Here is a 22656-nt window from a genome sequence, read left to right as displayed (position 1 = left end):
AAGTCCGCGGCATTAGAGGTTATTTTTTGACGAGGTTTGCGATGTCCCGCACGATTCGTTTTCACAAGTTTGGAGCGGCCGAGGTGCTCAAATGCGAAGAGCATGCGGCCTCGTTGCCTGCGCCAGGCGAAGTGCAGGTACGAGTCGAAGCCATCGGTATCAGCTGGTATGACGTGCTCTGGCGGCAGAACCTGGCTTCCTCCCATGCCCGCCTGCCTTCCGGCCTGGGCCATGAGATGGCCGGTGTGGTCACCGCCGTGGGCGAGGGGATCGAGGACCTGGCGGTCGGCGACAAGGTCGCCAGCTTCCCCGCCGAGAGCCCCAACGACTACCCGGTGTATGGCGAGCAGATCGTCTTGCCGCGCTCGGCCCTGACCCGTTATCCGGAGGTCTTGAGCCCGATCGAGGCGGCGGTGCACTACACGCCGTTGCTGATCGCCTACTTCGCCTACGCCGACCTGGCCCGGGTCAAGCCCGGGCAGTTCGCCCTGGTCACCGATGCCAGCCACTGCGCCGGACCGGCCTTCGTGCAGCTGGGCAAGGCCTTGGGCGTAAGGGTGATCGCGGTCACCAAGAATGCCGACGAGCGTGAATACCTGCTGTCCCTGGGGGCGGAAAAAGTCATAGTCACCGAGGAGCAGGACCTGCTGATGCAGGTCAACAAGCTCACCGACAGCCGTGGGGTCGACGTGGTCTTCGATGGCCTCGGCGGGCCGCAGATGTCGATGCTCGGCGATGTCCTGGCGCCCCGTGGCAGCCTGGTGCTGTACGGCTTGCAGGGTGGCAACCAGACACCGTTCCCGGCTTGCGCGGCGTTCCAGAAGAACATCCAGTTCTTCGTGCACTGCATCGGCAACTTCACCGGCAAGCCCGAGCTGGGCATCAGCCAGGACCAGGTGGCGCTGCAGCGCGCCCTGCGCGACATCAACCAGTTGACCGCCGACCGGGTATTGCTGCCGCTCAAGACCCGGGTGTTCCCGTTCAACGAGTTCGTCCAGGCGCACCGCTACATGGACGAATGCCCATGCCGCGAACGAGTCGCCTTGCAGGTCGAGCCGGCATGACCCGATCCCAGGCCCCCAGTCGCGGGGCCTGGCGCTTCTTCCTTCCTTCCTTCCTTCCTTCCTTCCTTCCTTCCTTCCTTCTTTCCTTCTTTCCTTCTTTCCTTCCTTGCTCCCTGCTACCGCCCATGGCCGGTATTGCGGGCGTATATCCGTCGATAAATCTTGCTGTCGATTCCGGGATAGATTCCGTCGCGCGATGGTCGAACTGCCAGTAAACTGCGCGGCATTTCCGAACCATCCTTTTTTTGAGGTTTTGCATGACTCTCAGTCCTTTTGCGGGCAAACCGGCACCAACGCAGTTGTTGGTCGACATCCCGCGACTGGTTACGGCGTACTACACCGGTCAGCCTGATGCATCGGTTCCTACCCAGCGCGTGGCCTTCGGTACCTCCGGGCACCGTGGCAGCTCGTTCGACCTGAGTTTCAATGAATGGCACGTCCTGGCCATCAGCCAGGCCATCTGCCTGTACCGCGAAGCCCAGGGCATCGATGGCCCGCTGTTCCTCGGTATCGATACCCACGCCCTGTCCACCCCGGCCGGGGCCAGCGCCCTGGAAGTGCTGGCCGCCAACGGCGTGACCGTGATGATCGCCGAAGGCGACGAGTACACGCCGACGCCGGCGGTGTCCCACTCCATCCTCTGCTACAACCGCGGTCGTACCTCGGGCCTGGCGGACGGCATCGTCATCACGCCGTCGCACAACCCGCCACAAAGCGGTGGCTTCAAGTACAACCCCACCAACGGCGGCCCGGCCGATACCCATATCACCAAGTGGATCGAGGCCAAGGCCAACGAACTGCTGGCGGCCCGGCTCGCCGGGGTCAAGCGCATCAGCCATGAGCAGGCGCTGAAGGCCGACACTACCCATCGCCACGACTACCTCAATAGCTATGTCGCCGACCTGATCAACGTCATCGACCTGGATGCCATCCGCAACGCCAAGCTGCGTCTGGGTGTGGATCCGCTGGGCGGAGCAGGGGTGCGCTACTGGTCGGCGATCGCCGAGCACTACAAGCTGGACCTGGACGTGGTGAACCGTGAAGTCGACGCGACTTTCCGCTTCATGTCGGTGGACTGGGACGGGCAGATCCGCATGGACCCATCCTCCAGCCACGCCATGCAGGGCCTGATCGGCCTGAAGGAGCGCTTCGACGTGGCCTTCGCCTGCGACCCGGATCACGACCGCCACGGCATCGTCACCCCCAGCGGTGGCCTGCTGGCACCGAACAACTACCTGGCGGTGTCCATCGACTATCTGTTCCAGAACCGTCCGCAATGGCGCGCAGATGCCGCGGTAGGCAAGACCGTGGTCAGCAGCGGCTTGATCGACCGTGTGGCGGCCCGCCTGGGCCGGCGCTTGTATGAAGTGCCGGTGGGCTTCAAGTGGTTTGCCGATGGCTTGTTCGATGGCTCCCTGGGCTTTGGCGGCGAAGAAAGTGCGGGTGCTTCGTTCCTGCGTCGGGATGGCGGTGTGTGGTGCACCGACAAGGACGGCCTGATCCCGGCATTGCTGGCGGCGGAAATGACCGCCCGTACGGGTCGCGATCCGAGCCAGGCCTATCGTGCATTGTGCGATGAGCTGGGTGAGCCGTTCTCTGTACGGGTCGATGCCAAGGCCAACCCGCAGCAGAAGGCGTTGCTCAGCAAGCTGTCGCCACAGCAGGTGACCTCCACTGAGCTGGCTGGCGAGCCGATCCAGCAGATCCTCAGCCACGCTCCGGGCAACGACCAGGCCATTGGCGGCTTGAAGGTGATGACCGAGAACGGCTGGTTCGCCGCTCGGCCGTCGGGCACCGAGGACATCTACAAGATCTACGCCGAAAGCTTCATCGGCGACGATCACCTCAAGCAATTGGTAGAGCAAGCCCAGGCCCTGGTGGATGGCGCCATCAGCGGTAACTGATCAGGCGATTGCCGGCAATGAAAAAGGGGCGACCATCTCGGTCGCCCTTTTTTATTCGCCGCTGTATCGCGCCTAGTCTCAGGCCAGGTCCACCAGGACGATCTCGCTGTCCTGTACGGCGGTTACCCGCAGCACCTGTTCATCCTGCACGGCGACGCCGTCTCGAGCTTCGGCGCGCAAGCCATTGATCTCGATGATCCCGGTGGCCGGCACCAGGTAGGCCCGGCGCCCGGCGTCCAGGCGATACTCGGCGCTTTCACCGGCCTTGAGGTTGGCTGCCACCAACCGCGCATCGGCACGGATGCGCAGGCTCTGTGCGTCGCCATCCTTGCCGCTGGCCAGGGTCACGAAGCCTTCACGTTGCCCCTTGGGAAACGGTTTGGCACCCCAGGAAGGTGCAGAGCCGGCCTGGTTGGGGATGATCCAGATCTGGAAGATCTTGGTTGGCGTGTCTTCAAGGTTGTACTCGCTGTGGGCGATGCCGGTACCGGCACTCATCACCTGCACGTCGCCAGCCTCGGTACGCCCCTTGTTGCCCAGGTTGTCCTGGTGGCTGATGGCGCCTTCGCGCACATAGGTGATGATCTCCATATCCCGGTGCGGATGCTGCGGGAAGCCGGTGCCAGGGGCGATCACATCGTCGTTCCAGACCCGCAGGTTGCCCCAGTGCATGCGCTCGGGATCGTAGTACTCGGCAAAGGAAAAGTGGTGATGGGCATCCAGCCAGCCGTGGTTGGCGCCGCCCAGGGAACTGAAGGGTCTGAGTTCAAGCATGATCGTCTCCTGATCAAGGCTCGTCATGGCATGTTGTACCTGGCCAAGGACGATAGCCGTGGGTTGATGGCGTGCATCTTCTATCAGTCATTGATCGATAAAAAGCGCAAAAAATGCCTTTATCCAATCGATAAATTAGATGCTTTATCGGGCCGAAAGCTGGTGTCAAACCTTCGCTTCATCGCTTAAGTTGATGACCTGCAAGCAATTCGCTGGATGCTCCGAGAAAATCCAGCGACCATTACCGCTCAAGCACCACACCCTGGAGTCCGCGTGTCGCAACACACCCCCGATCTGCCCCCCGAGCTCATGCCCCTGGCCCAGATGTCGTTGTTCAAGCGCCTGGCGGCGCGTTTCTTCGGCCACGGCCTGACCCGCCTGCGAGCCCAGCATCGGGCTTCCTGGCTGCACGGCCAGGCCGATGGCTTTCGCAGTGGCCATACCGCGGGCGTGGAGTACGGCTACCGCGAGGGGCGACTCGAAGGCTTGGAGGAAGGCCGCCAGGTGTTGCTGATCCGCGACAGCCGCGATACCGAGCACAGGCCCCCTGGCGTGGATGACCGGTTGTTCGACGATTGGCGCCTGCCCCTGGACGCCGAGCTGAAGAAGCGCTTCAAGGCCGATGTCGCGCGCCTATTGGCGCCCGAGGCCCAGCCCAGCGCCGCGCAATGGAAAATGATCTTCAGCGACACTCCAGCCACCGCGGTGATCGCTGGCGCCGGGGCCGGCAAGTCGACCTCGCTGGTGCTGCGTCTGCTGTTGCTCCATCACTACCTGGGGTTCGAGCTGGACTCCATGACCGTGGTGACCTTCACCCGGGAGTCGCGCAAGGATTTCATCGCCAAGCTGATCCAGGTGTTCGCCCTGTGGGGCCGGCAACTGGATGCCCGGCAGGCCCGGGACCTGGTGCGCACCTTCCATTCACGGATCCTGCCCATGGTTCGCAGCCTGCCTGGGTTCGAGCGGCTGCAGGCGTTCGAGAACCTCAACGAGCGGCAGCCGGGCCTCGACGCCGAGTTGGACAGCAACCCCTTCGACCTGCGCATCAACGATGCCCAGCGCCAGCACCTCAATGCCTGCTACCAGGCGCTGTACAACAACGACGAGCGCTTTCGCCTGGCCTTGAAACCGCTGTTGCGCCATGCCCTGCAACTCAAGGAGCTGGAGCGTGACCACCCGGATGTGCAAAAGCGCATGGCCGTCACCGAACTGGCGGCCAAGCGCGACGAAGAACTGTGCGACACCCTCGAGGACCTGTGGTTCAGGGCCGGGGCCTGGCCGATCAAGGGTATCGAACCCAAGCGCCAGCGCTTCGAGATCAACGGCGCACCGTTCCACTGCCATGGCTACTGCGCCGAACTCGATGCCTGGGTGGTGCTGGGCTTCGACCCGCGGGAAAACCCGCAGATTACCCGGCCCGGGGCCAAGCTGAGCGTCCGTGCGGAGTGGGCGGTAAAGCGCACCTTGTTTCAAGCTTTCTGCCATAAACCATTGATTTGGCTTGATAGTTATGAAGATTCAAGGCGCGCGCTCGGCGCTTTTTCGGCCCAGGCCAGCGCCGGCCCTGGCTTCGATTACCGGGTCAAGGGCGAGCTGGCTTCGGCGCCGTTGCTGGACTGTTTCGTCGCCGCCGCCGGGTTCATCGAGAACCTGGGGCTGGAGGTGGGCGACGCCGTGGGCCGCATGAGCTTTGCCCAGGACGACCCGGATCGGTACTTCTTCGAGGCACTGAGCCTGTTCTGGCGCGCCCTGGAGGACCATCTGCTGGACCAGTCGCCACCGATCATGACCTACAACCGCATGTTCGCCCTGTTCAGCGAGCGTTCGCCGGAGAACTTCAAGCTGTTGGCCGACGCCTGCCTGAGACCGATGTCGCACCTGATGATCGACGAGTTCCAGGATGTCTCACCGCAGATCGTCTCCTGGATCAAGGCCAGCCTCGGCGAGATCCGCCGCCGTGGCGCGGCGCTGCATGTCGGGCGTGGTGCGCAGCATTCCTCGCTGTTGTGCGTGGGTGACGACTGGCAGTCGATCTATGGCTGGCGTGGCAGCTCACCGCGCTACTTCATCGAGTTCAACAAGGAGTTCGTTTCGCCGAGCACCACCCGGGTCATGCTCAGCGAGAACTACCGCAGTCATCAGCATGTGATCGATGCCGCCGAGCACATTGTCCGTGCGGCCCCGGCCATCGCCGGGAAAAAGGCCAAGGCCAGCGGCGAGGCCCGCGAGCCATGGCCGGTGCAGGTGCTGGATCGGGATGACGAAGGCTTGGCCCTGTGTTTGGCGGAGCACTATCGACAGGGTGATTCGATATTGATGTTGTTTCGAAAAAGTAGCGATAAGTTATTGATTGAAAACAGTATTTCACAAATAGTTAATGTTGATTCTAGCTTGCCGTTGGCGGCTCGCCGGCTCAAGCAACTGACCTATCACAGCGCCAAGGGCTTGCAGGCGGATGTGGTGTTCCTGCTGGGCGATTGCCAGCACCTGAGCAGCTCACCCTACAAGAACCAGGTGTATCGCATGGCCGGGCTGGGCAAGGACGGCGACGCCACGCCCTACGACAGCGCCCAGAAAGACGAGATCCTGCGTCTGGCCTATGTGGGTATCACCCGTGCGGTCAAGCATTGCTACTGGTATGTCGAGCGCCAGGACTCCAGTGCGGGCAATGCTCCGAGGGCCTCGGACCGGGTGCCGAAGGACAAGCCGTATTTCCAGGATCTGCGACAGCGGTCATGAAAAAGCCCGCCGGTTGGGCGGGCCTGGGTGAAGGGGGATCAGGCCTTGAGGGCCAGGGAGGGCGAGAAGGCTTCCAGCTCATCCTCCACCGCCTCGATTATTCGTTCGACGTCTGCGGCGCTCATCACCGTTGCGCAGGGAATACCGGCGATGGCGATCATGGTTTCGCCGCTGGCGCGGTCGAAGAGCCGGGCGATCATGCTGCCAGGCGCATCCATGCTGGCTTCGAAACCCATGGGATGAAAATGCCAGCGCATCAGCTGGCAGGCGTTGGGGAAGGTGACTTTGCTGGCCCAGACTGTGTTCATCGATGGCCCACCTTGATTCATTGAGCGCTTCCTTGTGCTCGCGGTAGGAACGAGGGCTCGTCGCTGAGCCGCTCGGTTGAGGCTCTAAAAATAGCACCGGGTCATGGGCGCTTGCAGTTTTTTTGGCCACCGTCCGGCGGTTCGTTCATGAAAGTTTGATGCCAGTCACGCCTGCATTGGATGACCGAGCGTGTTGTTTGTCCCGGTTATCGGGGTGGTGATTGCCGCTTGTCGGCAAGTTCGGCAAGCTGCACTTTTTTCTTCTCGGAAAATCTATGGCTGCCGCTGACGACGGGCCCCTGCAAGCCGCCATCACCGGCGATACGGTGATGCGCTACCACCTGTGCTGGAAACTGCGCGATCTCGAGGGGGTACTGGCGCTGTATCACCCGCAGATCCAATACAACGACTTCTTCCAGAACCGCACGCTGGCCCTGGCCGACCTGCGCGAATACGTGCAGGCCAGCATGCCGCGGGCCCCGGACGAGACTCTGGAGCACTGCGACCGCATCCGCCTGGATGGCGACACGGCCTTTATCCAATACCAGGTGACCCTGAGGGGCGGCCAGGGGCTGGCGTCGTTCCGGGCCAGCGAAGCGATCACCGTACGCGACGGCCTGATCTGGCGGGTCAACGAATATGCGGCCCTGGTGCGCGAGGGGGCTTCGGCCCAGGCTGCCGGCGGCCCGCGCCCGGCAGCCAGCCGCCTGGGGTTGTCGCCGCGCCAGCTGGGACGCATGGCCGACGACCTGGAGCAGTATTTCCAGCACCAGCAACCCTATCTGGACCCGGAGCTGGACCTGCAACGGGTGGCCGGCGAATCCGGCTACAGCCGCAACCAGATTTCCTACCTGCTCAACCAGGTGTTGGGCCAGAGCTTCTACCGCTACGTGAACCAGGCGCGCCTGCAACATGTGCTGGCGGCTCTGGAGCAGGCTGTGCCGCCGCTGCGGATCGATGAGCTGGCCTTCGCCGCGGGCTTCAATTCACTGTCGGCGTTCTACAACTGCTTTCGCCAGCACACCGGCCAGACCCCCAAGGCCTATGCCCGGGAAATTTCCTTGCGTGCACGGGCACAAGACAGCGCCTGAGGCCGGGCACTAGCATCGGCCCCTCGAAAGTTCGGTTGGCGGAGTGTTGGCATGCCTGCTTGGCGCAATATCAGTTTGTGGATGGATCAGCTCGACGAGCCGCTAACCCCCCGGCCAGCCCTGGAACGGGACCTGGACCTGGACGTGGCGATCATCGGCGCCGGCTACACCGGCCTGTGGACCGCCTATTACCTCAAGCGCCTGGAACCTGGGTTGAAGATCGCCGTGTTCGAGGCACAGATCGCCGGTTTCGGTGCCTCCGGGCGCAATGGCGGCTGGCTGATGGGCAACCTGCTGGGCGAGGACCGCCTGCTGGCACCGCTACCGCCCGAACAGCGCCGGGCCTCCTATGAACTGCTGCATGGCATACCCGATGAGGTGGCCAGCGTCATCGAACGTGAAGGCATCGACTGCGATTACCGCAAGGGCGGCGTGCTGTATTGCGCCGCTCGTTATCCGGAGCAGCACGCCAGCCTGCGCCAGTACCTGGTGCATCTGCATGACCAGGGACTGGGCGAGGCCGACTACCGGTGGCTGACTCCCGAGCAACTGGCTGGGCAACTGCGCGTGGCCAATGCCTATGGGGCGATCCAGGCTGCCCATTGCGCCACCATCCAGCCGGCCAAGCTGGTGCGCGGCCTGGCCCGGGCGGTGGAGCGCCTGGGGGTGGCGCTCTACGAGAACAGCCCGGTGACCCATTGGCAGTCCGGCAGCCTGCAGACTCCACGGGCGGCGGTGCGCAGCCGCTGGATAGTACCGGCGGTGGAGGGCTATTCGGTGACCCTGGCACCCCTGGGGCGCTACCAACTGCCGGTGCAGAGCCTGCTGGTGGCCACCGAGCCGCTGCCCCAGTCCACCTGGGACGAGATCGGCCTGAGCCAGGGCCAGGCCTTCAGCGAGGGCAGTCGCCAGGTCACCTACGGCCAGCGCACCCTGGACGACCGCCTGGTGTTCGGCGCCCGGGGTGGCTATCAGTTCGCCGGCAAGCTGCGCCACGACTTCAACCTGAGCGAGGACGAAGTGCAATTGCGCCGCTACCTGTTCGGCGAGCTGTTTCCACAACTCAAGAACGTGCGCATCACCCATGCCTGGGGCGGCAACCTGGGCATGTCGCGCCAGTTCCATCCGCACATGCTCTGCGACCGCCGCAAGGGCATCGCCCTGGCCGGTGGCTACGGTGGCGAAGGAGTGGGGGCCAGCAACCTGGGCGGCCGGACGCTGGCCGAGCTGATTCTGCAGCGTGACAGCCCCTTGGTACGCCAGCCCTGGGTCCTGCCCGAAGGCGGCCTGGAGCGACTGCGGGCCTGGGAGCCCGAGCCGTGCCGCTGGCTGGGCTACAACGCGATCATTCAAAGCTTCGTTCACGAAGACCAGACCCTGGCCAATCCGGCCACGGCTCCCTGGCGGCGCAGGATGGCCAGCCGGATCGCCGGGTTCATGGAAGGCTTCATGCACTGACCCGGCTTCACCTGCCGGGCGCTGTGCGCTCGGCGCTTCCGCCTGAGGTAGCACCATGAGCATCACGCAATTGAAGAACACCGCCACGGCCATCCTCGAGCAATCGGCTCCGGTCGCCGTGCCACTTGGCGAGCCGTTGGCCGTGACCTCGGTCACCGCCGTGGAGCGCAGCGACGGGGTCGAGACCGGCATCTGGGAGTGCACGCCAGGACGCTGGCGACGGCAGATCGTCGCCCAGGAGTTCTGCCACTTCATCCAGGGCCGCTGCACCTTCACCCCCGACAACGGCGCAACCGTGCACATCCAGGCCGGCGATGCCTTGATGTTGCCGGCCAACAGCACCGGGCCCTGGGACATTCTTGAGACTGTGCGCAAGACCTACGTCCTGATCTTCTGATCGTCAACTGCCTGCCAATAACAAAACCAACCACAGGTATCGCTCCATGACCCGCAAGACTCGCGCTTTGCTGCTGAGCCCGTTGTGCCTGGCCGCCGCCCTGGTCCAGGCCGCCGATACGGTGAAGATCTACAACTGGTCCGACTACATTGCACCGGACACCAACCGCCAGTTCCAGAAGGCGACCGGGATCGGTTTCACCTACGACGTCTATGACAGCAACGAAACCCTGGACGGAAAGTTGATGACCGGAAAATCCGGTTACGACGTGGTCTTTCCTTCCAACCACTTCATGGCCCGGCAGATCCAGGGCGGGGCCCTGAAGAAGCTCGACAAGACCCAATTACCCAACTGGCAGAACCTCAACCCGGTGCTGCTCAAGGCCCTTGAAGTCAATGACCCGGGCAACCAGTACGGCTTCCCCTACCTCTGGGGCACCACGGGCATCGGCTACAACGTGGCCAAGGTCAAGGCAGTGCTCGGGGACGATGCACCATTGGATTCCTGGGACCTGATCTTCAAGCCCGAGTACATGCAGAAGTTGCACAAGTGCGGGGTGGCGATCCTGGATAACGGCCCGGAACTGATACCGGCGGCCCTGAACTACCTGGGGTTGGCGCACCACAGCAAGAATCCGGCGGACTACAAAAAAGCCGAAGCCGTGCTGATGAAGGTCCGGCCTTATGTGAGCTATTTCCATTCCTCGAAGTACACCAGCGACCTGGCCAACGGCAACATCTGCGTGGCAGTGGGCTTTTCCGGAGACATCCTGCAGGCCGAAAGCCGCGCCAAGGAGGCCGGCAACGGTATCCAGATCGGTTACTCGATTCCCCGGGAGGGCTCGCCGCTGTGGTTCGACATGGTGGCCATGCCGGTGGACGCCCCGGATGAGAAGGCCGGCTACGCCTACATGGACTACCTGCTGCATCCAGAGGTGATGGCCGAAGTCAGCAACCACGTGCATTACGCCAATGGCAACCAGCAAGCCGACAGCCGGGTGGATCCGGCGATCAAGGGCGACCCCAAGATCTACCCGAGTCCGGCGATGATGGACAAGCTGTTCGCCTTGCAGGCCATGCCGTTGGATATCGACCGGCTCCGCACCCGTTTGTGGAACAAGGTCCGCAGCGGCAACTGACAGCCCCAGCCGCCAACAGGTCGTTGAAAAACCTAGGCGAGGCAGCCAGCGCAAGGCAAAAACAGGCGAAAAAGCGCAGTTTACGAGTGCTAGGGTCTGTTGCCGTTTCGGCGCAAACCGCGTTGCTGCGTCAAATGGCGCCAGGCTAGGCGTAGGACGCAGGCAATGGTCGTTCCCTTGCCAAGTCCTGCAACGACGTATGGCGCCATTTGTCGCGCAACCCGAAGGGACGGGCCGGTTTTAGCGCGGCGCCTCGTTCCTCGAGCGCTCATTTGGACGGCCAAACTTCGCGTCTCGTGCCTAGCCCCGCGCTAAAACTGGCTCCGGCGCGGTCGCGGCGAAATGGCAAAAGACCCTGAATGAGCATTTTGACCGGGCTGGAGCACCAGCGTGTTTTTAACGCCGCGATGGCAACGCAGGTAGTTTTCAACCTCCTGCTAGATCTGGGTGTTCTCCGCAAGCAGTGCGCCGCCATCCACCACCAGGGTCTGCCCGGTGATGTAGCCGGCCTGCCGGGAGGCCAGGAAGGCCATGGCCCAGGCGATGTCCTGTGGCGCCCCCAGGCGCTTGAGCGGAATGTGCCTGGCCAGGGCACCGGCATCCCCCAGGTTGTCGGTGGCCTGGGTGGCGATCAACCCCGGCTCGACGCCATTGACCGTGATCCCGTATTCCGCCAGCTCCAGCGCCGCAGCGCGGATGAACCCGTTGACCCCGGCCTTGGACGCCGCGTAGTGGGCCAGCCCAGGAATCGCCGTGCGCGGCCCGGTGACCGAGGAGGTCACGACGATCCGCGGGTCCTGGGCCCGGCGCAGCGCCGGCAGCGCGGCCCGGGCCAGCCAGAAGCAGCTCTTGAGATTGACCGCCAGGGTGCTGTCCAGGGTCGCGTCCTCCAGTTCGGCGAGCCGCTGCATGGGGAAGATCCCGGCGTTGTGCAGCAGCAGGTCGAGGCCGCCGTAGGCCTGTTCGGTAGCGGCCACGGCCTGCTCGGCGGCGGCCCGGGTACCCAGGTCGATGGCCAGCAGCTCGGCGCAGCCGCCGGCCTCGCGGATCAGGCGCAGGGTCTCGGCGCCGGAGGCGGCGCTGCGGGTGGCCAGCATCACCTTGGCGCCCTGGGCGGCGAACAGCTGGGCGATGGCCCGGCCGATGCCCTGGCCGGAGCCGGTGACCAGGGCGATGCGTCCTGCCTGTTCGCCGCTCATGAACCTGCTCCCGGCAGCACCTGGGCCAGGCACTGGTCCAGCAGGCGGTTGTGCAGGTCCACCTGCTCCTCGCTGGCGCTGGGGCACAGCAGGGCCATGTTGTGGAACGGCGTCAGCAGCACCCCGCGATTGAGCAGGTACAGGTGCAGGTAGGCCTCGATCAGCCCGTGCCGCGCATGGTGGGCTTCGCCGCCGTTGCGCGGGGCATGGGGCATGAACAGGTACTCGACCCGGGCGCCGATGCGGGTCACGTGCCAGGGCAGGCGGTGGCGTTGGATGATCGCCTCGACCCCGGCCCGCAGGCGTTCGGCCAGCTGGAACATGCGTTGGTAGTTGGCCTCGTTCATCACCTCGCTGAAGGTGGCGCGCATGGCGGCCATCTGCAGGGCGTTGCCGGCCAGGGTGCCGCCAAAGCCGAAATGGTTGATCGCCTGGCCCGGCGCAAAGTGCGGCAGCACCTGCCAGATCCGCTCGGCCATGGCCTGGCTGGCGCCCCAGACCGCGGTGGGAATGCCCCCGGCGATGCACTTGCCGAGGACGAAGAAGTCCGGTTCCAGGCCATGCTCGCCACAATAGCCGCCAGGGCCGCAGGACAGGGTATGGGTCTCGTCGATGATCAGCGGCACGTCATAGCGCCGGGTCAGTTGCCGCAGGCCATCATGGAATCCCGGCGCCGGCGGCACCATGCCGACGTTGGTCATGAAGGGTTCGGTGAGTACCGCAGCCACATCGCCATGGGCCAGGGCCGCCTCCAGGGCCGGCAGGTCGTTGAACTCCACCAGGCGGGTGGTGGCCTCGTGATGCAGGCCGTTGGCATGCACGCCTTCGCGGGGAATCATCTGGCCGCTGGCATCGAGCTCCACCTGGGACTCGTCGACGCTGCCGTGGTAGTTGCAGTTGAACACCAGCACTTTCTGCCGGCCGGTGATCATCCGGCACAGGCGCAAGGCGAAGCGATTGGCATCGGTGGCCGAGGTGGTGACCTGCCAATAGGGCAGCTTGAAGCGCCGGCTCAGCTCCTGGCCGACCCACAGGCTGTCGGCGGTGGGCAGCATCAGGGTCGAGCCATGCCGCGCTTGCTCGGCGATGGCTGCTGCCACCACCGGTTGGGCGTGGCCGAACATGGCCCCGGTGTCGCCCAGGGCGAAGTCGACGTACTGCCGGCCGTCGCAGTCGGTCAGGGTCGCACCCTGGGCATCGGCCACCATGATCGGGTACGAGCCGGGCCATTGCTGCATCCAGTGCAGCGGGGCACCGTAGAGCCAATGCTCGAGGTTCTGGCGGTAGAAGGCGCCGGAGCGTGGATGGCGCTCGGCAAACAGTTGCAATTCGCTCTGGTAGCAGTCGGCGACGCGTTGCAGGTCGAGTCCCAGGGTCATGGCAAGGTCCTGTGAAAAATGTGCGGTGGCAAAGGCTCAGCAATGGCTGGTGCGATTGAGCACCCGGGCCAGGGCGCCCACCGGGAAGTTGGCGAAACTTTCGAAGTCCGCGCCCTGGTAGCCGAAGATCTTGCCGTCGCTGCGCCCGGCTGCGAGGTCGATCAGCACCAGGCCCAGGGTCGGGACGATCTTTTCCCGCCAGACGAACAGGTACAGTTGCTCGGCGACCTTGTAGTAGTGGCAGCGGTCGGTGTCCGCCAACCCTTGCTCGACGCCCTTGAGGCACTGCCAGCTGTAGAAGTCGGCATTGAGGTAGACGTGTTCGTAGGCCTCGCTGGCGCTGTAGACGTACTGGTTGCGCAGGCCGATCAGTTCCTCTGTGGGGGCGTGCCGTGGCGTGTCGGCGGTGCACGGGCCGTCGATGGCGCCGTGCAGGAACTGCGCCTTGACGCTGGTCAGCTCGCCGCCGGCCAGGGCCCGACTGAACAGATCGGTCCGGGTTTCGTCACGGCTGGGCATCTGCCCGAGGACGGCGGTGAAGCACTGGCGCTCCAGGTCCAGGACCAGGCTCACCGAATGGGTGGCGCCCTGGTCCTGCTTGAGAAAATCCACCAGGTACAGGCCGGGGCGCACGGAGGTGGCGCGGTAGGCCAGTTCCTCGCCGGCGCTTTCGCCGACGTTGTTCCAGCTCAGGGTGGCGGCGCCGAAGCGATGCTCGATCTGCCAGCCGTTGTCGAAGTGCAGGGTCAGGTGGCGTCCGGCCAGATCGTCGAGGGCGGGGAGGATATGGTTGTCGCCGGCAAACCCGTCGGCCAGGGCGCCGACGGTGATCCATTCAGGTTGCAGGTTCATGGCAAGGCTCTTGTTCGTTGTCGTAGAGCTGCATGTTCGGGCCTGGTGCGGCGCCTGCCCATCAACCGGATGGTTGAGTCCTGGCTGTTTCAGAGGAACAGCGTGCTTACCAGTTCGGTGCGGTTGCCCGCGCCGACCTTGCGGAACAGGTTGATCAGGTGGGTCTTGACCGTGGGCAGGCCCAGGTCCAGGCGCCGGGCGATGGTCTTGTTGTCCGCGCCGTCGCGCAGCAGCCAGGCGATTTCCCGCTCGCGGGGCGTCAGCCCGGCCAAGCGCGGGTCGGCCTCGGGGTACGGGGCTCGTGCGGCGATTTCCAGCAGCCCCTGCAGGGCTTGCAGGGTGATCAGCTCATCGTTGCTGAAGCGCCCCAGGCTGGCGTCGCGCAGCAGCGAAAGCCCGGCGATGGGCCGCTGTTTGTCGCAGGCCAGGATCTCCACCACATCCAGCACTCCGTGGCGCTGCAGGAAGCCCTGGTACACCAGGGTGTCGTGACGATCCTGGCGGGCCATGCCCATGTGCAGCGACAGCACCGGGCGTCCGGCGGCTGCGCACAGCTGTGGTTGCAGCGGGTCGTAGCGCCGATAGCGTTGCAGGTAGGCCTGGTGCATCTGTTCGGGCATGCGGTACAGCGCGAAGTCTTGGGCTTGCAGTTGTGGGTCGATGCGGTAGAAGGCGCAGAGGCTGGCGGGCACTACCCGGGTGAAGGCGGCGATGCAGCGTTGGCCCAGCTCATGGGGCATGGCGGCTGCGTGCATGGAAGACTCCTGGCTGCCCGCTGGGCAGGGGCTCGGGGCTGGCGCAGGTAGCGGGCCGCGCGATGGCGGCCGGCCATTGGAGAGTGCCGGCGCTGCCCGCCGCGAATGCGGGCAGCGCCGGTGGGCCGGTCAGCGCCGGGCCTGGCTCAGGCCCTGGGCGAGGGCGTCGACGATGACATCCACCTGCGCCGGCTGGATCACCAGCGGCGGCGAGAGAATGATCTTGGTGCCCACCGGGCGCACCATGACCCCGTGTTCCCGGGCGATCTGCGCCACTTGGTTGGCGTAGCCGCTGGTGGGGTCGATGGGCTCGCGGGTGCTCTTGTCGGCCACCAGGTCCAGGGCCACCATCAGGCCCTGGCCACGCACTTCGCCAACGCTGTCGAAGCGCTCGACGAACGGCTGCAGCTTGGCCAGCAGGTAGTCGCCCATCTTCGCCGCGTTGGCCGGCAGGTCTTCCTTGACCACGATGTCCAGGCAGGCCAGGGCCGCGGCGCAGGCCACCGGATGCCCGGCGTAGGTGTAGCCGTGCATGATGGCGCCGGTGAAGTTGCCGTTCTTCTCGAACGCTTCCTCGATCCGCCGGTTGACCACGGTGGCGCCCAGGGGGATGTAGCCCGAGGTGATGCCCTTGGCCAGGCACATGATGTCCGGCTTGACCCCCCACAGGCGGCTGCCGAACATCGAGCCGCTGCGGCCGAAGCCGGTGACCACTTCGTCGGCGATCAACAGCACGCCGTACTTGTCGCAAACCTCGCGGATCAATGGCCAGTAGTTGGCCGGCGGCACGATGACCCCGCCCGCGCCCTGGATCGGTTCGGCGATGAAGGCCGCCACGGTGTCCGGGCTCTGGAACTGGATTTCCCGCTCCAGCAGGTCGGCGCAGATCTTGCCCAGCTCCTCCGGGTCCTGGCTGTAGGGGTTGCGGTACAGCCACGGGGTGTCGATGTGGTAGCAACCGGGCAGCAGCGGCTCGTAGTTGCGCCGGAACACCGTGTTGCCGTTGACCGAAGCACCACCGAAGTGGGTGCCATGGTAGCCCTGGCGCAGGGAAATGAACTTGGTGCGATCGGCCTGGCCCTCGAGCTTCCAGTACTGGCGAGCCAGCTTCAGGGCGCTTTCGATGGCGTCCGAGCCGCCCGAGCTGAAGGCTACGCGGCGCATGTCTTCAGGCTCCAGCAGGTTCATCAAGACCCGCGACAGCTCCTCGGCGCGGGGATGGCTGACTCCGTCGAACAGCTGGAAGTACTCCAGCTCGTCGAGCTGGGCGGTGATGGCCGCCTTCACTTCCTTGCGGTTGTGGCCAACGTTGACGTTCCACAACCCGGCCACGCCATCCACCAGTTGACGGCCCTGGTCGTCGTACACATAGCAGCCATCGCCGCGCACGATGCGGATCGGCTCGCGTTGCTTCATCTCTTTGGGGTGCAGCATGGGATGCCAGAAATGGCTTGTTTGGCTCACGTTGGATCTCCTGATAGGGCTCGAACAGCTTGGGGCCATTAGGGCGCGATTGGCCGACGTGTTGCTTGCCTCTGTGTGCCAGGGCATTTGATCCAGGCTGCCAGGTGTTTGTCGAGGCTGTCGGGCTTGGCAGCCAGCGCCAAGTTTTGCGGCAGCCAGGATCAAGACGGCATCGGGCTTTGGGCTCAGAGTCTCGGTCAACAGGTACAACCATGAGGATTGAAGATGAGCGTTGCCATCGACCCACGTGTCGCCGCATTCATAGACAGCCAGCACGGCCTGCTGATCGACGGCCATAGCCGCCCGGCGCTCTCCGGGGCGCGGATGCCGGTCCATAACCCGGCCACCGGCGAGCAATTGACCGAAGTGGCCATGGCCGCCCAGGCCGACATCGACCTGGCGGTGGGCGCTGCCCGGCGCGCCTTCGAAGGTAGCTGGAAAGCCCAGCGCCCGGCCGATCGCGAACGCCTGTTGCTGAAACTGGCGGATTTGCTCGAGGCCAATGGCGAGGAGCTGGCGCAACTGGAAACCCTCAACAACGGCCAGTCGATCCACCTGGCCCGGGCCCTGGAAGTGGGCGCGGCGGCGGAGTTCACCCGCTACATGGCCGGTTGGGCGACCAAGATCGAGGGCAAGAGCCTGGATGTGTCCATCGCCGCAGTGCCCGGCGCGCAGTACCGGGCCTACACGGTGCCGGAGCCGGTGGGCGTGGTGGGGGCCATCGTGCCGTGGAACTTCCCGCTGCTGATGGCCATCTGGAAGATCGTCCCGGCCCTGGCCTGCGGTTGCACCGTGGTGCTCAAGCCGGCGGACGAGACCCCGCTCACCGCGCTGCGCCTGGGCCAGTTGTGCCTGGAGGCGGGAATCCCCCCCGGGGTGGTCAACGTGGTGACCGGCACTGGTGCCGGGGCCGGGGCGGCGCTGGCGGCCCATCCGGGCATCGACAAGCTGGCCTTCACTGGCTCCACCCAGGTGGGCAAGCTGATCGGCCATGCGGCGGTGGACAACATGACTCGATTTTCCCTGGAACTGGGTGGCAAATCGCCGGTGATCGTGCTCGATGACTGCGACCCGGACACCGCTGCCGCTGGCGCCAGTGCGGCGATCTTCTTCAACCAGGGCCAGGTTTGTACTGCTGGTTCGCGGCTGTACATCCAGCGCGGCATCTATCAGCAGGTGCTCGACCGGTTGGTGGCCATTGCCGGCTCGCTGAGCATCGGCCCGGGCCTGGACGAACAGGCGCAGATCAACCCGCTGGTCTCGGCCAAGCAGCAGCGCCGGGTACTGCAGATGGTCGAGCGCGGAGTCGAGGAGGGCGCGCGGGTGCTGTGTGGTGGAACGCCCTTTGGCGAGCGCGGCTTCTATGTCAGGCCCACGGTGGTGGCCGATGTGCAGTCCGGACAGCAGCTGGTGCGCGAGGAAATCTTCGGCCCGGTGGTGGTCGCCATGCCTTTCGACACCCTGGAAGAGGTGGTGGCGCTGGCCAACGACAACCAGTACGGCCTGGGCGCGAGCATCTGGTCCAACGACCTGGGGCAGGTCATGCAGCTGATCCCGCAGATCAAGGCTGGTACGGTCTGGGTCAACACCCACAACATGCTCGACCCATCGATGCCCTTCGGTGGCTACAAGCAGTCCGGTATCGGTCGCGAGATGGGCCATGCGGCCATCGAGGCCTACACCGAGAACAAGTCGGTGTGCATCGCCTATCAGGCCGTTGAAAAACTACCTGCGTTGCCATCGCTGCGTTGAAAACAGGCTCAAAATGCTCATTTACCACTCGTAAACTGCGCTTTTTCGCCTGTTTTCGCCTTGCGCTGGTTGCCTCGCCTACGTTTTTCAACGGCCTGCTATTGAGCCAGACCTCGCAGGCCAGCCCTGCGGGACGACTCCAGGCTGCGCCAGACAGCCGAGCATGGCGGCCGCGCGTGCCCTTGAAATGCCTAGAACAATAATCATCAACCCATGCTTTCGAGGTTTACCAGCATGTCGCTCAACGACAGACTCAACCGGCACCTGCACCAGGGTGTCGTCGGTTTTCCCACGGCCCTGGCCAGTGCCGTGGGCCTGATCATGGCCAGCCCGGTGATCCTCACCGCCACCACCGGTTTCGGCATCGGCGGCGGGGCCTTCGCCGCGGCCATGGTGATCGCCCTGCTGATGATGCTGGCGCAGTCCACCACCTTCGCCGAGGCGGCCTGCCTGTTGCCCACCAACGGTTCGGTCTATGACTACCTGGCCTGCGGCCTGGGGCGTTTCTTCGCCATCACCGGCACCCTGTCGGCCTACCTGATCGTCCACGTGTTCGCCGGCACCGCGGAAACCATCCTCAGCGGGGTCATGGCCCTGGTCAATTTCGAGTCCCTCAATACCCTGCTGGAGCAGAGCGGCAGCGCCTGGCTGGTGGGGGTGGGGCTGGTGTTGTTCTTCGGCCTGCTCAACGCCGTGGGGATCACGGCCTTCAGCCGCGCCGAGGTGATCCTGACATTCGGCATGTGGAGCACCCTGATCATCTTCGGCGTGATGGGCGTGCTCAAGGCCCCGGCGGTGCAGCTCGATGGCTGGTTCGGCGCTTCCACGGTGGGCACCGACCTGCCCACCATCCTGTCCCTGGTAGGCATGGCGATGTTCATGTTCGTCGGCTGCGAGTTCGTCACGCCCCTGACCCCGGACGTACGCAAGGCCGCGCGGACCATTCCCCGGGCCATGGCCCTGGGATTGGTGGGGGTGGCGGTGTGCATGTTCATCTATGGCGCGGCGATGAAGCGCCAGGTGGCCAACGTCGCCCTGAGCGAGGACGGCAGCGTGCATCTGCTGGAGACACCCATGGCCATCCCGCATTTCGCCGAGCAGATCATGGGGCCGTTCGGGCGTATCTGGCTGGGGATCGGCCTGCTGTTCGCCGGTGCCGCTACCATCAATACGCTGATGGCCGGGTTGCCGCGCATCCTCTATGGCATGGCCCAGGACGGCGCCTTGCCGAAGGTATTCACCTACCTGCATCCGCGCTTCAAGACGCCATTGCTGTGCATCGCCGTGGCGGTGCTGATTCCTTGCCTGCACGCCTGGTGGCTGGGCGGCAGCACCGACAGCATCATGCACCTGGTGCTGGCGGCGGTTTGTGCCTGGAGCACGGCGTATCTGCTGGTCACGCTGTCGGTGGTGATGCTGCGCATTCGCCGGCCGGACCTGCCACGGCCCTACAAGTCGCCGTGGTTCCCGCTGCCGCAGATCCTTTCTTCGGTGGGCATCCTGCTGGGCATGTGGTTCATCACTCCACCGGGGATGAACCCGAGGGACATCTACTTGCCGTTCGGCAGCATGCTGGGCCTGACCGCGGCGTATGCGCTGGTCTGGACCCTGGTGGTGCAGAAGGTCAATCCGTTTCGCCCGGTACCGGTGGAAGATGTGCTGGAACAGGCCCTGGGCCTGGCCCCGGAAGATCTCCCGAACCCTCGGCAGGAGGTGGCCGATGAACCTTTCAAGCTGGCGACAAAACCTCTTTGAACTGTGGCACCGGCCACCCTCGGGTTATCGCCCGGGGCTGACCCTGGGCCAGTTGCGCCGGGATTTGGCGGGGCTCGACTATGTTGGCCAGGGCGCAGCCCAGGGGCGCTTTCGTTGCCCTCGGCGCGGCCTGGAGTTCGAAGTGGCGGAGTGCCCCCAGGCGCAGTTCCTGATGCATATCGTGGTGTGCCAATGGCAGATGCGGGTGCCCGCTGCCGGCCCGGGTCGGGCGCGCATCAGCTTGCGCCATACCGGGGCAATTCGCCGCCAGGGGCTTGCCGCTCGCGTGCGTGACGGCGAGCAGGCCGGCTGGGCGCCCCTTCTCCAGCGCCTGTGCCAGGACCCACAGCTGCTGGCCGAGTTGCTGCCCCTGGATTTCAAGCGCCTGGAGCTGCACCGCGATGACCAGGGTTGGCAGGTGCGCCTGGAGCACTTCGGCGCCAGCGAGGTGGTCAATCGCCTGCCGGGCATGCGCCGCTATATCCGTTTGAATGCTGTGCAACGAGAGGCGCTGCTGGGCAGCCTCGGTCATCTGCAGCGCTTGCTGGCGGATTACTGAAGCGTCCATTGGCACGACCCCTGCTCGAGCCGTGACAGGTTATTCCTGCTGCCGGGCGCCTTGCCTGGCAAATAGATAACATGTTAATGATATCGCCATAAAAACAATGGCGGCCCGAACCGGCTCCTGGAGGTGCACAGTGCTTGCTTCCCAAAGTTTCAGTTCCTGGCTGGGCGCCCTGCAGGGCGTCTGCGGTCGTTTCGATGCCCGCCCGGCGCACAACCCCGCGCTGTTCATCGGCGAAGTGGGCTTGCAGGACTATGCCGGGCTGGAGGTGGCGCAGATCCGCACCAATGCCGGGCTGATTTCCCGGCAAGGCACCCGGGCCGACCAGGCCGACGATCGGCACTGTTTCCTGATCGTCCAGCGTAGCGGCCATGCGCGCCTGAGCCAGGATGGCGAGAGCGTGGAACTGGCGCCTGGCGACATGGCCTTGCTGGATTCCGCCGGCGCTTGCGAAATCGTGCCCCATGGCTTGATCGAGCATGCCTCGTTCCATTTGTGCCGGGAGGAGGTCTACCGGCACCTGCCGGCCCAACAACGCAAGTTCGGCAAGTTGTCGCAGAATTGCGCCAGTGGCCGGCTGATGCGCCTGCTGGTGGAGCAGATCTGCGCCGGCGACCTGCATGGCTGTGCGGCGCAACAGGAGGGCCAGGCCTTGCAGGAGGCGCTGATCGCCTTGCTCGGCCCGACCCTGCGCCAGACCGCCGACAGCCTTGCCGGTCACGATGAAACCCTGCATGGCCAGTGCCTGCGCGAGCAGGCCCGGCAACTGATCCAGCAATCGCTCAACGAGCCGGGGCTGACCCCGGTGGCCCTGGCCGGCCAGCTGAACATCTCGGTGCGCCAGTTGTACCGACTGTTCGAGGAGCAGGGCGACAGTGTCTGTCGCTTCATCCAGCGTTCGCGGCTCAAGCGCAGTGCGGCGGACCTGAGCAATCCGCACCTGCGCAACGAATCGATCACCGATATAGCCTTCAAGTGGGGCTTCACCGATTCGGCGCATTTCAGCCGCACCTTCAAGAAACACTTCGAGCAGTCGCCCCGGGACTACCGCGCGCGTTCATTGAATGCCTGAGGGCGTTTTGCCGCCGGCGTCGGTGGGGCGAGGCGATTTCCAGAAGGCCCTGCGGGCCTTGTCGCAGCCTCGCAAGCTCAGGGATTTTCCAGGTCGTGGCCCAGGGACTGGATGAACAACGAGAACAGCTCCGGTTGGCTGGAGATGTCCAGCTTGGCGTAGAGGTGCCGGCGGTGGACCTTGACGGTGTCCGGGGAGATCTTCAGGCGTTCGGCCATGGCCTTGGAGGAAAATCCGCGCAGGATCAGCCGGGCGATCTCCAGTTCCCGCTCCGACAGCACGCCACTGCCGAAATGGCTCAGGGCATCGCGGATCTGGCTGGCCATTTCCTCGGCGGCCGGCAGCTGTGGGCGGGCCTGGCTGTGCTGCCAGTGCTGTTCCATGAGGGGCAGCACCCAGGCGGCAAAGGTGGTGAGCTGGCCGATGGCTTCGCTGCTGAACAACCGCTGGCTGCCCAGCGACAGCGACAGGGTGCCGGCCCCAGGCAGTTGCAGGATGAACTGCACTTCGTCCTCCAGCACGTTGTCGTGAAAGTAGTTGAGAAAGTACTCGCTCTGGCGAAAGTGGTCCGGCGCCACTTCTTCGAGACGGTACAGGCCGCTGGGGTAGCCCTCGCGACAGGCCTGGAAAAACGGGTCCAGCAGATACAGGCCATTGAGGTAGGTGAGCATCGACGCCGGCTTGCTGCTGGGTTCGGCGTCGTACTCCTCCAGCGCCCGGGGCGGGCCGTCCACCGGGTAGAAGATCGCCAGGGCGTTGTCGAACGGCGTGGCCTGGTGCAACAGCAGGATCAACTGCTTCCACAGGCGTGGGTGGCCGATCAGCGAGAGGGTACGCCCCAGGCTGGCGTGCAGGCCGACTTCCCTGAACAGGTTACTCAAAGGTTTTACTCCAAGGTCTATTGCAAGTGTCCTGGCAGGGTTTCGTCGATTTGCCGGATGCCGTCAAGGGGGAGTACTCCAATAGGGGAATTTCTCGCCATCGCGCCAC

General features: G+C 64.7%; 19 protein-coding genes. 11 read left to right on the top strand and 8 right to left on the bottom strand.

The window, feature by feature from the left end:
* The first annotated feature begins 41 nt into the window (after positions 1-41).
* Both CAG11_RS21380 and pgm read left to right on the top strand, forming a co-directional pair.
* A complete protein-coding gene (locus CAG11_RS21380) occupies positions 42-1064 on the top strand; it encodes a zinc-dependent alcohol dehydrogenase family protein (RefSeq protein ID WP_022639901.1) in 1023 nt (340 codons plus the stop codon).
* Positions 1065-1321: 257 nt separating this feature from the next.
* Entirely contained in the window at positions 1322-2968 is a 1647-nt protein-coding gene (gene pgm / locus CAG11_RS21375) for a phosphoglucomutase (alpha-D-glucose-1,6-bisphosphate-dependent) (RefSeq protein ID WP_085597823.1), read from the top strand.
* Positions 2969-3046: 78 nt separating this feature from the next.
* Here pgm and CAG11_RS21370 read toward each other — a convergent pair whose 3' ends face one another.
* Positions 3047-3742, bottom strand: a complete 696-nt coding sequence (locus tag CAG11_RS21370) for a pirin family protein (protein ID WP_085597822.1) — start codon at positions 3740-3742, stop codon at positions 3047-3049.
* A gap of 273 nt (positions 3743-4015) precedes the next feature.
* Here CAG11_RS21370 and CAG11_RS21365 point away from each other — a divergent pair, with 273 nt between their 5' ends.
* Positions 4016-6481 (top strand): UvrD-helicase domain-containing protein, encoded by a 2466-nt coding sequence (locus CAG11_RS21365; protein WP_085597821.1) that lies wholly within the window; start codon positions 4016-4018, stop codon positions 6479-6481.
* Between the two features lie 38 nt (positions 6482-6519).
* On the opposite strand, the gene CAG11_RS21360 is transcribed toward CAG11_RS21365, so the two are convergent.
* Positions 6520-6789: a DUF1652 domain-containing protein gene (locus tag CAG11_RS21360; protein ID WP_053129414.1), complete on the bottom strand. Its 270-nt coding sequence runs from the start codon at positions 6787-6789 to the stop codon at positions 6520-6522.
* Between the two features lie 275 nt (positions 6790-7064).
* Here CAG11_RS21360 and CAG11_RS21355 point away from each other — a divergent pair, with 275 nt between their 5' ends.
* Genes CAG11_RS21355 through CAG11_RS21340 form a run of 4 tightly spaced genes read left to right on the top strand, consistent with a single transcriptional unit; the run spans position 7065 to position 10873 of the window.
* On the top strand, positions 7065-7880 hold the full coding sequence (locus CAG11_RS21355) for an AraC family transcriptional regulator (protein ID WP_085597820.1): 816 nt from the start codon (positions 7065-7067) through the stop codon (positions 7878-7880).
* A gap of 51 nt (positions 7881-7931) precedes the next feature.
* Positions 7932-9338, top strand: a complete 1407-nt coding sequence (locus CAG11_RS21350; protein ID WP_085597819.1) for an FAD-binding oxidoreductase — start codon at positions 7932-7934, stop codon at positions 9336-9338.
* Between the two features lie 55 nt (positions 9339-9393).
* Positions 9394-9735: a cupin domain-containing protein gene (locus CAG11_RS21345; protein ID WP_085597818.1), complete on the top strand. Its 342-nt coding sequence runs from the start codon at positions 9394-9396 to the stop codon at positions 9733-9735.
* A 46-nt stretch (positions 9736-9781) separates the two neighbouring features.
* Entirely contained in the window at positions 9782-10873 is a 1092-nt protein-coding gene (locus CAG11_RS21340; protein WP_085597817.1) for a polyamine ABC transporter substrate-binding protein, read from the top strand.
* 437 nt (positions 10874-11310) lie between these two features.
* Here CAG11_RS21340 and CAG11_RS21335 read toward each other — a convergent pair whose 3' ends face one another.
* The 5 genes from CAG11_RS21335 to CAG11_RS21315 form a co-directional block, all read right to left on the bottom strand.
* Complete coding sequence (locus CAG11_RS21335; protein ID WP_085597816.1) at positions 11311-12072, bottom strand: SDR family oxidoreductase; 762 nt, start codon at positions 12070-12072, stop codon at positions 11311-11313.
* Positions 12069-13451, bottom strand: coding sequence for an aspartate aminotransferase family protein (locus CAG11_RS21330; RefSeq protein ID WP_085597815.1), 1383 nt, complete (start codon positions 13449-13451; stop codon positions 12069-12071). Before CAG11_RS21330 ends, CAG11_RS21335 begins: the two co-directional genes overlap by 4 nt.
* A 36-nt stretch (positions 13452-13487) precedes the next feature.
* Entirely contained in the window at positions 13488-14303 is an 816-nt protein-coding gene (locus tag CAG11_RS21325; RefSeq protein ID WP_085597814.1) for a molybdenum cofactor biosynthesis F family protein, read from the bottom strand.
* Positions 14304-14392: 89 nt separating this feature from the next.
* Complete coding sequence (locus CAG11_RS21320) at positions 14393-15058, bottom strand: helix-turn-helix transcriptional regulator (RefSeq protein ID WP_085597813.1); 666 nt, start codon at positions 15056-15058, stop codon at positions 14393-14395.
* Positions 15059-15187: 129 nt separating this feature from the next.
* Positions 15188-16522 carry an aspartate aminotransferase family protein gene (locus CAG11_RS21315; protein WP_085597812.1) on the bottom strand — a complete coding sequence of 445 codons (1335 nt, stop codon included), beginning with the start codon at positions 16520-16522 and terminating at the stop codon, positions 15188-15190.
* A gap of 225 nt (positions 16523-16747) precedes the next feature.
* Here CAG11_RS21315 and CAG11_RS21310 point away from each other — a divergent pair, with 225 nt between their 5' ends.
* The 4 genes from CAG11_RS21310 (at position 16748) to feaR (ending at position 21666) form a co-directional block, all read left to right on the top strand.
* The gene (locus CAG11_RS21310; protein ID WP_085597811.1) at positions 16748-18274 is read left to right on the top strand and encodes an aldehyde dehydrogenase; all 1527 of its coding nucleotides are present in this window, start codon (positions 16748-16750) and stop codon (positions 18272-18274) included.
* A 234-nt stretch (positions 18275-18508) separates the two neighbouring features.
* A complete protein-coding gene (locus tag CAG11_RS21305) occupies positions 18509-20029 on the top strand; it encodes an APC family permease (RefSeq protein WP_085597810.1) in 1521 nt (506 codons plus the stop codon).
* Complete coding sequence (locus CAG11_RS21300) at positions 19995-20588, top strand: DUF3156 family protein (RefSeq protein ID WP_085597809.1); 594 nt, start codon at positions 19995-19997, stop codon at positions 20586-20588. The genes CAG11_RS21305 and CAG11_RS21300 overlap by 35 nt, the downstream gene beginning before the upstream one ends.
* A 139-nt stretch (positions 20589-20727) precedes the next feature.
* Positions 20728-21666, top strand: a complete 939-nt coding sequence (feaR, locus tag CAG11_RS21295) for a transcriptional regulator FeaR (RefSeq protein WP_085597808.1) — start codon at positions 20728-20730, stop codon at positions 21664-21666.
* 77 nt (positions 21667-21743) lie between these two features.
* Here feaR and CAG11_RS21290 read toward each other — a convergent pair whose 3' ends face one another.
* Complete coding sequence (locus CAG11_RS21290; RefSeq protein WP_022638930.1) at positions 21744-22547, bottom strand: helix-turn-helix transcriptional regulator; 804 nt, start codon at positions 22545-22547, stop codon at positions 21744-21746.
* Between the last annotated feature and the right edge of the window lie 109 nt (positions 22548-22656).

It is taken from the genome of Pseudomonas sp. B6(2017) (genome assembly GCF_002112765.1).
Classification (GTDB): domain Bacteria; phylum Pseudomonadota; class Gammaproteobacteria; order Pseudomonadales; family Pseudomonadaceae; genus Aquipseudomonas; species Aquipseudomonas piscis.
Note: the sequence above shows the minus strand (reverse complement) of the source record. Positions and strands in the feature narration are given on the sequence as shown.